We start from the raw sequence: 9326 nt of genomic DNA on the forward strand, positions 1-9326 counted from the left end.
ATTGTATAATTGTGCGATAAAATATTGTTTTAAGCAATAAAAAATAAATTTAAGGAGAGAAAATGAAAAAAATAATTTTAATGATGTCATTACTTTTATTATTTGTGGCATCTTGTGGAAAAGAATTTAGTGTTGATGTAGATGGGAAAGGGAAAGTTCCAAAATTTGAATTGAAGGAGTTAAATAGCAATAAAACTGTTGATAGTGAAAAAATTATGAACAATGGTAAAAAAACATTAATGATTGTTGCTGCTGAATGGTGTCCACATTGTAAGGAAGAGTTGCCTGAAGTTCAAAAATTTTATGATGCAAATAAAGATAAAGTTAATGTAGTAGTCGTATTTACAAATTCTCAGACTAATCTTGGAAAAACACAGACTTATGTGAAAGACAATGGATATACATTCCCTGCTTACTTTGATGAAAATGGTGCAATTACTCGTGGATTTGCAGTTGATGGATTTCCATACAATTTAAAAATAAATAATGGTAAAGTTGAAGAAAAACTTGAATTGCCAGTTGATTTTGATTCATTAACAGCTTCGTTTGCAAAATAGTCAATTTTTAAAAAAATTGAAAGTGGAAGTCTTTACAAATAAGAGAATATATGATAAAATATTTCTGAATTTATACTATGAATATAAGTTTGCCGCTATATTCTTGGTTTAAATAATAATTATTAGGAGGAAAACAATGGCATTAAAACCAAAAAAAGAAATTATTGAAGCATATGGAAAAAATGCTCAAGATACAGGATCTGCTGAAGTACAAGTTGCACTTCTTACAGACAGAATCAGTCATTTGACAGCTCACTTAAAAACACATCCTAAAGATGTGCATTCAAGAGTAGGATTACTAAAAATGGTTGGTAAAAGAAGAAGATTATTAAACTACATCAAAAATAGAAACGTTGATGATTATAGATCATTAATCGAAAAATTAGGAATCAGAAAATAGTAATTAAGATAAAAGAGCGTATTTTATGTATGCTCTTTTTTTAAAAAATAAATTTTTAAGGAGTTTAAGAATAAGATGAAATATAAAATAAGTGAAGAAATAACAGGATTTTTTGTTATTTTGATAAAAAAGATTTTGTCAATTTTTTCTCTTAAAACAAGATATAGAATTTTTGAAAGTTTCGGAATGGCAGCATATTATCTTATAAAAAAAAGACGTCTACTTACGATAGATAATATAAAAAATGCTTTTCCTGAAAAAAATGATAAAGACATTGAGAAAATTGCAAAAGAATCATATAAGACAATGGGAAAGATGATTATGACTTCTATTTTTTTGGAAGAGATTACACGAGATGGGAATACTGTTGTAGAAAATGAGGAACTAATGAGACAGGCTTGTGAAAATAATGAAAAGGCTGTTTTAATTGTTTCGCTTCATCTTGGCGGATTTGAAGCTGGGAGCAGAATGAGGAATATAAGAAAGTTTTATGCTGTTTTTAGAAATCAGAAAAATAAAAAAATTAATGACTTGATGACAAAATGGCGTGAAGAGGGAGGACTTAATTCCTTGCCATTACATGATAGCGATAATTTGAGAAAAGCAATAAATGAAAAATCAATTATTGCTCTTGCTTCGGATCATTATGGAAAAGATGTGGATGTGAAATTTTTTGGACGTGAAACAACTGGAGTTGCAGGACCTGTTTTGCTTTCTATGAAACATAAAATACCAATAGTCCTTGCATATGCCGTGTTTGATGGAGATGTGATACGAGTTAAAAATAAGAAAATTATTGAAATAGAAAAGCAGGAAAAATTAAAGGAAACAATGCGATATAATATGCAAAAAATTTATCATGAATTTGAGGAAATTATCAGAGAATATCCAGAGCAGTATATGTGGCAGCATAAAAGATGGAGAAATAAGAAAAAATAGTGGAAAAAAAACGAAAAAATTATTTTTTCTAACTTGAATATGTGAAAAAATTATGTTAAAATTAAATGACGAAGTTTTTGGAGGAAAATATGAAAAAATATTTATGTCTATTTATTTTGTTGATTCTTATGAGCTGTACCAGCCTTACTGCCTCTGAAAAAAAAGTAACTCAAATTGAAGCTAAGACAATTAGTTCTCAAATAATGCAAGTTACAGAAGAGTTAAAGGATGCTGCCAGTTCAAATGAATATAATAAATTAAAAGAAGTTTTTTTACCTACATTTAAAAATAATATTATTGTAAAAAAAATGCAAGAATACGATCTTTCGGGATTGACATTTGTTTTTTCTGATGTTAATGTCGTATCTAAAAATAAGGCAAATAGTGTTATGGTAGTTAATTTTGCCACAGCAAGCAATTATTATAAACTAACTTGGAAAAAAACAAATGATAATACTTGGAAGATTTCAAATGTAGCTGAAAAAAAATAAGAAGGGAGAAAAATGAGCATATCAATAGCGATTTTGTTGATTGTTATTTTTTCTTTTTTAACTTTTTTTATAGCTTATTTTTTTGGGAGTTCAATTTTTAAGAAAAAATACGGAGATTTGAACGAACTGGAATTAAAAATCGTTGATGCTAAAAGAAGACTTGAAACATCAAAAAAAGAAGTTGAAAGAGAAATTGAATCGTTTAGAAAAGAAGAAACACTAAAAGTAAAAGAAGAATTGTTAAATGAGAAAAAAATAGCAGATGACGAAATAAAGAAAATGAAATCAGAACTTGCTACAAAAGAAGAAAGAATTGCCAAAAAAGAAGAAACTTTAGAAACAAAAATGGAACGTTTAGAAGAAAGAGAATCTAAAAATGAGAAATATCGTGAAAAATTGTTCCGAAGAGAAAAAGAACTAGAAGAAATGATTGCAAATGAAGAAAAAGAATTGGAAAGAATTTCTGAACTGACACAGGAAGATGCAAGAAAAATTATTTTAACTAAGCTGGAAAACGAACTAGATCACGATAAAGCTGTATTAATAAGAGATTATGAACACAATTTAGACAGAGAAAAAGATAGAATTTCAAAAAGAATTATTTCAACAGCAATTGGAAAAGCTGCTTCAGATTATGTTGTTGATTCTACAATTTCAGTTATTCAGTTACCAAGTGAAGAAATGAAAGGTAGAATTATTGGACGTGAAGGAAGAAATATAAGAGCCATTGAAGCTGCAACAGGAGTTGATTTAATAATAGACGATACGCCTGAAGCAGTTGTACTGTCTTCTTTTGATGGTGTAAGAAGAGAAGTAGCTAAAATTGCACTTGAAAAATTGATTTCAGATGGACGTATTCATCCAACAAAAATAGAGGAAGTTGTAGCAAAAGCACAGCATGAAGTAGATGAAAGCATATTAGATGCTGCAGAACAGGCTATTTTAGAAGTAGGAATTCCAACATTGCCACGTGAAGTATTAAAAGTGTTTGGACGTTTGAAATTCAGAACATCTTTCGGACAAAATATTTTACAGCACTCAATAGAAGTTGCACATATAGCTTCAGCTTTAGCAGCAGAAATTGGTGCAAATGTTGACATTGCTAAAAGAGCGGCATTATTGCATGATATAGGAAAAGCATTTTCACATGAGCAAGAAGGATCACATGCTATAAATGGTGGAGAATTTTTAAGAAAATTCTCAAAAGAAAGTGAAATTGTAATAAATGCTGTAGAATCACATCATAATGAAGTAGAGCAATTAAGCATAGAAGCTGTATTGGTACAAGCAGCAGATTCAATTTCAGCCTCAAGACCAGGAGCAAGACGTGAGACATTATCAAATTACTTGAAACGTCTAGAGCAGTTAGAAGAAATTGCTAATAGTCATGAAGGAATTGAAAGCTCGTATGCAATTCAAGCTGGAAGGGAATTAAGGTTAATTGTTCATCCTGATAATATTGATGATGATAAAGCTACAATACTAGCTAGAGATGTAGCAAAAGAAATAGAAGAGAAAATGCAATATCCAGGACAGATAAAAGTTACTGTTATAAGAGAAACTAGAGCTGTGGAATATGCAAAATAAATAAAAATGAACTAAAAGAGAGCTTATCCATTAAAAATATCTTTTTTAAGATAATTTTTATTCAGGAGGCTCTTTTTTATAGTAAAACCAACCTAAAAAGATTAAAATATCAAAAAAATAAATTAAGAAAAACTATAAAAAAATTATAATATGTAGTATAATAAATATTAGATAAATTTGAGATGCAAAGGGATGATTTTACATGAAATTTTTAATAATTGGTGATATTGTCGGTAGACCAGGTAGAACCACATTGTTTAAATATTTGGAAAAAAGAAAACAGAATTATGATTTTATTATTGTAAATGGAGAGAATTCAGCTGGTGGTTTTGGGATAAATGTAAAGATTGCAAAGGAAATGTTTAATCGGGGAGTAGATGTTATAACTCTTGGAAATCATAGCTGGGATAAAAGGGAAATCTATTCATACATAAATGAACAGAAAAATTTGATTAGGCCTATAAACTATACAAAAGAAGCACCTGGAAGCGGTTATACAATTGTTGAAAAAAATGGAGTAAAAGTGGCAGTTATAAATGCCCAATGTAAAGTATTTATGCCACCAATTGCTTGTCCATTTTTGGCAGTTGAAGAAGTTTTACCAAAGATTAAGGAACAAACAGATATAATTATTCTTGATTTTCATGGTGAAGCTACTTCAGAAAAGCAGGCAATGGGATGGAACCTATCTGGAAAAGTATCAGCAGTTTATGGAACTCATACACATACACAAACGGCAGATGAAAGAATTTTGCCAGGAGGGACTGGATATATTTCAGATATAGGTATGACTGGAGGACATGACGGTATTCTAGGAATGAATAGAAAAGAAAGTATACAAAGATTTAAGGACGGAATGCCAACAAGATATTCTGTATGTGAGGAAAACTTGAGAATCAACGGAATCGAGCTGGAAGTGAATGAAAAGACCGGTAGGGCAGTATCAATTAAACGTGTGAACATGGGATATGATGAAATATAAAAAAGGAAAATGAAAAAATGAAATGGATAAAAGTAAAAGTAGATTATTTTTCGGATAACTTAAAAGAAACAAAGACAAAATTAGTAAATATGTTTGATGAAATTGGAATTAAACAGATAGAAGTTATTGATTACTTTTCTGAAAATATACTGGATTATAATGCTAATTTTGCAATAAAAAATGATGTTTGGAGTATAATTGGATATGTTGTTGATAACAGATTTGCAAATACAAAATTAAATATTATTTTTAATAATTTAAAAGAATTTCAGAATTCAGATGTGGAGTTTATGTATGAAATTTATACAGCTAAATGTAATGACGAAGACTGGCAAGATGAATGGAAAAAATATTTTCATACTGTAAATATAACTGACAATATTGTTATAAAGCCAAGTTGGGATAAGTATGAACTAGAAAATAATGAAATTGTAATTGAAATTGATCCAGGGCTTGCCTTTGGAACAGGAACGCATGAAACGACTTCATTATGTGTGGAATTTTTAGAGAAATATTCGGAAAATAAAAAGAAATTACTGGATATAGGTTGTGGCTCCGGTATTTTGATGTTGATTGGGAAAAAATTAGGTGTGAAAAAGGTTGTTGGAATTGATATTGATGAAAAAGTTCGAGATGTTGTTTTGGAAAATTTTTCTAAAAATGACATAAATGATAATTTTGAAGTGATAATTGGAAATTTGGTAGATGATGTCAGTGAAAAATATGATTTAGTTGTGTCAAATATTTTGGTAGATGTTCTGGAAAAACTGCTTGAAGATATAGAAAAGATTTTAGAAAAAGATGCAACTGTTATTTTTTCTGGAATTTTGAGTGAAAAAGAAGAGACATTTGTAAATAAAGCTAAAAATTATAACTTAGAACAAATCGACAGAAAAGAAAAAAACAACTGGGTATCGCTTGTTTTCAAATATATAAAGTAATTAATTTAAAAGTTTAAAAATCTTGTTATGTTTATACAAAGTAATATAAGTGGAATAGTCGAAATTTTCAATCTTGAATTTTAGAATAATTTAAAAAGGAAAAACAGAATAATATTAATAATATAGAAAGTAGGAAGAATATATGATAATTGCTATTGATGGTCCTGCTGGAAGTGGGAAAAGCACTATCGCAAAATTGATTGCAGAGGATTTGGGACTTGTTTATCTTGATACAGGAGCAATGTATAGGCTTGTTACATTAAAGGCTTTAAATGAAGGAATTTTGGATAATTTAGACAAAATCATAAAAATGCTGGATGATTTGAGAATTGATATTAAAAAAAATGGATTTTATCTAGATGATACAAATGTGAGTGAGGAGATTAGAAAACCTGTTGTTTCGGAAAATGTATCCGATATTGCAGCGATACGTGAGGTTCGTGAAAAAATGGTCGATTTACAGAGAAAATTTTCAGAATCGAAAAATGTTATTCTGGATGGACGTGATATTGGGACGGTTGTTTTTCCAAATGCAGATGTAAAAATATTTTTGATTGCAGATGCTAAAGAAAGAGCGAATAGACGTTATAAGGAACTTATTGCAAAAGGGGAAAATGTTAAAATTGAAGAAATTTATGAAAATATTTTGAAAAGGGACAAAATTGATTCAACAAGAAAAGAAAGTCCCCTAAAAAAAGCGGATAACGCAATTGAAGTGGATACAACTTCTAAAAATATTGAGGAAGTAAAAAATGAAATTTTATATATAATTAAGCAAAAAAATAAAATCTAAAATCTTATTTTAAGTATATATATAATAACATGAGGTTTAATAATTGTTGTGAATTTGATTTCTTTAAAATTATAAAATCCGTAGAATAATAAAAAAATGAAAAAAAATCAAAAAATTTAAAAAAAACACTAGACAAATACTGAAAATAGTGTATAATAGTCTAGTACTTTAAAAAAAAAGAATAATTTGGAGGATTGATTAATATGTCAAAAAAAGAATTTGTAGATGCTTATGCAAAAGCAACAGGAGAAACTAAAAAAAGAGCAGAAGAATTGGTAAACCAATTTTTAGAAACTGTTGAAGAAACATTATTAAAAGGAGATTCTGTTCAATTTGTTGGGTGGGGAACATTTGAAGTAAAAGAAAGAGCAGCAAGAACAGGGATTAACCCTCAAACTAAAAAAGAAATTAAAATACCTGCAAAAAATGTTGTTAAATTTAAAGTAGGTAAAAAATTAGCTGATAACGTAGCAAAAAGAAAATAATTTTTGTTTTTTAAATTAATGAAAGGCTATTTCTGAATGTAAAATCATTAAGAGATAGTCTTTTTGCTTAAAGAAAAATTAAAAAATGAGGAAAATATGATTTTATATAATTTATTAAGAATTTTACTATATTTCATAATATCTATTCTAGCAATATTCAATAAAAAGTTGTTAAAATTTTTTAAGTCACGTCTATTTCAAAAAATCGGAAATGATAATTTTCTTAATGACAATGAAGAGGCAATACTTATCCATTTCTCGTCAGTAGGAGAATTTAATCTAACACAGGAATTAATTGAAAAAATACTGAAAGATAGTAATCGGAAACTAATTCTTTCTGTTATGACCGATACTGGATTTTCAATAGTTAATAAAAAATATTCTGCAAATGGAAATGTTAAAATAATTTATTTTCCACTTGATGATTTTTTTACAGTTCATAAAATTTACCAAAAATATAAAATAGAGAAAACGATAATCATAGAAACTGAAATATGGCCAAATTTATATTATTTTGCCTCAGCAAATGGAGAACTGCTTATTGTCAATGGAAGACTTACTGAAAAGAAATTGAAGTCATATTTAAAATTTGGATGGCTTATAAGGAAAACATTAAACCGTGCTACAAAAATAATGGTACAAAGTACTTCAGATAAGGAAAGATACGAAAAAATAGGAATTGACAAGCACAAAATTAAAGTTTATAAAAATCTGAAATATTCGATTAAATATAATAAAATCACAGAAGAAGAGATAAAAAAATATAACGAAACAGTTATAGATAAAAATAAAAAAGTGATTGTATGTGGAAGTACACGTCCGAATGAAGAAAAAATTTGGTTGGAAGTATTTAAACAGATAAATGTTAATAATGAGTATCAATTAGTACTTGTACCAAGACACTTGGAAAGAATAGGTGAAATTGAAAGTATTATTTTGGAAAATTTTTCAAAAGATGAATATTCATTAATTACACAAATTGAAAAAGATAACAAAAATAAAGATTATAAAAAAATAATTTTAGTTGATAAAATGGGAATTTTAACAGATTTTTATCAGATAGCAGATTTTGTATTTGTTGGAGGGACTCTCGTCGATATTGGTGGACATTCGATTTTAGAGCCACTGTATTATGGTAAAAAGCCAATTATTGGAAAATATTTTCAAAATATAGAAGAGATAGTGAAAGATGCTAAGGAATTAGATTTTATTGAAATTGTGCAAAATAAGGATGAGATTATTGAGTACTTGAGAAAATCTGAAAATGTTGACACAGGAGAATTTTTTGAAAAAAATAATGAAATTGATAAAATTTGGAAAGAAATTTTTGATTAATTATTATTTAGAATTCCAATTTTTGTTGGAAAATAATTGAATAAATAAAAAAATAAGGAAAGTAATAAAATGAAAGATACGAATAAAATTAAAATTATAGGAAAAAATGGTCAAAAAATAGAGATTACAGAAGCTGAACAAGAGCAACGAAAAAAAATAAAAAAAGTAAATGATGAATTTAAAAAAATTAATGCTGAAAAAAGTAAAATGATAAATGAAAAGGAAATTTGGAAATATTTCTTTGAAAAACCTAAAAAAAATTATAATAAATATATGTGTGAAATGCTTGAATTTCCTGAGTATCTAATGTATAATAATGAAAGTGTAGATAGTTATCGTGGAAAATGGAGCGAATTTTTTCAGAATGATAACGATATTTATCTGGAAATCGGTTGTGGAAGTGGAAATTTTACTGTAAAAAATGCACAGAAATTTAAAGATAGAAACTATATTGCTTTGGAATTAAGATTTAAGAGACTTGTTTTAGCAGCTAAAAAATCTAAAAAAAGAAATCTGAATAATATTCTCTTTATAAGAAAAAGAGCAGAAACAATATTGGATTTTATTGGAAAAAACGAAATAACAGGAGTTTATGTTAATTTTCCAGATCCTTGGGAAGGCGAAGAGAGAAAAAGAGTTGTAAGTGAGGATTTATTTTCGAAGCTAGATATAATTTTAAAAACAGGTGGAAAATTATTTTTTAAAACAGATCACGAACAATATTATGAGGATGTTCTAGAATTAGTAAACAGTATTGATAATTATAAAGTAATTTATAGAACAAGAGATTTACACAATTCAGAAAAGGCTGAAGAA

General features: G+C 27.7%; 11 protein-coding genes. All 11 read left to right on the top strand.

The features are described from left to right. Window positions 1–62: 62 nt before the first annotated feature. A complete protein-coding gene (locus tag Q0370_RS05590; protein WP_299573195.1) occupies window positions 63–557 on the top strand; it encodes a TlpA disulfide reductase family protein in 495 nt (164 codons plus the stop codon). A gap of 136 nt (window positions 558–693) precedes the next feature. Next, a complete protein-coding gene (gene rpsO / locus Q0370_RS05595; protein WP_021743041.1) occupies window positions 694–957 on the top strand; it encodes a 30S ribosomal protein S15 in 264 nt (87 codons plus the stop codon). Between the two features lie 75 nt (window positions 958–1032). Further along, complete coding sequence (locus Q0370_RS05600; protein ID WP_299573196.1) at window positions 1033–1896, top strand: lipid A biosynthesis acyltransferase; 864 nt, start codon at window positions 1033–1035, stop codon at window positions 1894–1896. A gap of 89 nt (window positions 1897–1985) precedes the next feature. Further along, window positions 1986–2387 carry a hypothetical protein gene (locus Q0370_RS05605; RefSeq protein WP_299573197.1) on the top strand — a complete coding sequence of 134 codons (402 nt, stop codon included), beginning with the start codon at window positions 1986–1988 and terminating at the stop codon, window positions 2385–2387. Between the two features lie 12 nt (window positions 2388–2399). Then, entirely contained in the window at window positions 2400–3974 is a 1575-nt protein-coding gene (gene rny / locus Q0370_RS05610; protein ID WP_299573198.1) for a ribonuclease Y, read from the top strand. Between the two features lie 202 nt (window positions 3975–4176). Next, window positions 4177–4956: a TIGR00282 family metallophosphoesterase gene (locus Q0370_RS05615; RefSeq protein WP_147005199.1), complete on the top strand. Its 780-nt coding sequence runs from the start codon at window positions 4177–4179 to the stop codon at window positions 4954–4956. Window positions 4957–4973: 17 nt separating this feature from the next. Next, window positions 4974–5897 (top strand): 50S ribosomal protein L11 methyltransferase, encoded by a 924-nt coding sequence (gene prmA / locus Q0370_RS05620; RefSeq protein WP_147005200.1) that lies wholly within the window; start codon window positions 4974–4976, stop codon window positions 5895–5897. A gap of 142 nt (window positions 5898–6039) precedes the next feature. Next, window positions 6040–6690, top strand: a complete 651-nt coding sequence (gene cmk / locus Q0370_RS05625) for a (d)CMP kinase (RefSeq protein WP_299573200.1) — start codon at window positions 6040–6042, stop codon at window positions 6688–6690. Between the two features lie 203 nt (window positions 6691–6893). Next, entirely contained in the window at window positions 6894–7175 is a 282-nt protein-coding gene (locus Q0370_RS05630) for an HU family DNA-binding protein (RefSeq protein ID WP_299573202.1), read from the top strand. A gap of 168 nt (window positions 7176–7343) precedes the next feature. Then, a complete protein-coding gene (locus tag Q0370_RS05635) occupies window positions 7344–8510 on the top strand; it encodes a glycosyltransferase N-terminal domain-containing protein (protein WP_299573204.1) in 1167 nt (388 codons plus the stop codon). Window positions 8511–8579: 69 nt separating this feature from the next. Then, window positions 8580–9326: tRNA (guanosine(46)-N7)-methyltransferase TrmB (gene trmB, locus Q0370_RS05640; protein ID WP_299573206.1), on the top strand; the 747-nt coding region annotated here is incomplete at its 3' end.

It is taken from the genome of uncultured Leptotrichia sp. (genome assembly GCF_938036635.1).
Lineage (GTDB): Bacteria > Fusobacteriota > Fusobacteriia > Fusobacteriales > Leptotrichiaceae > Leptotrichia > Leptotrichia hongkongensis.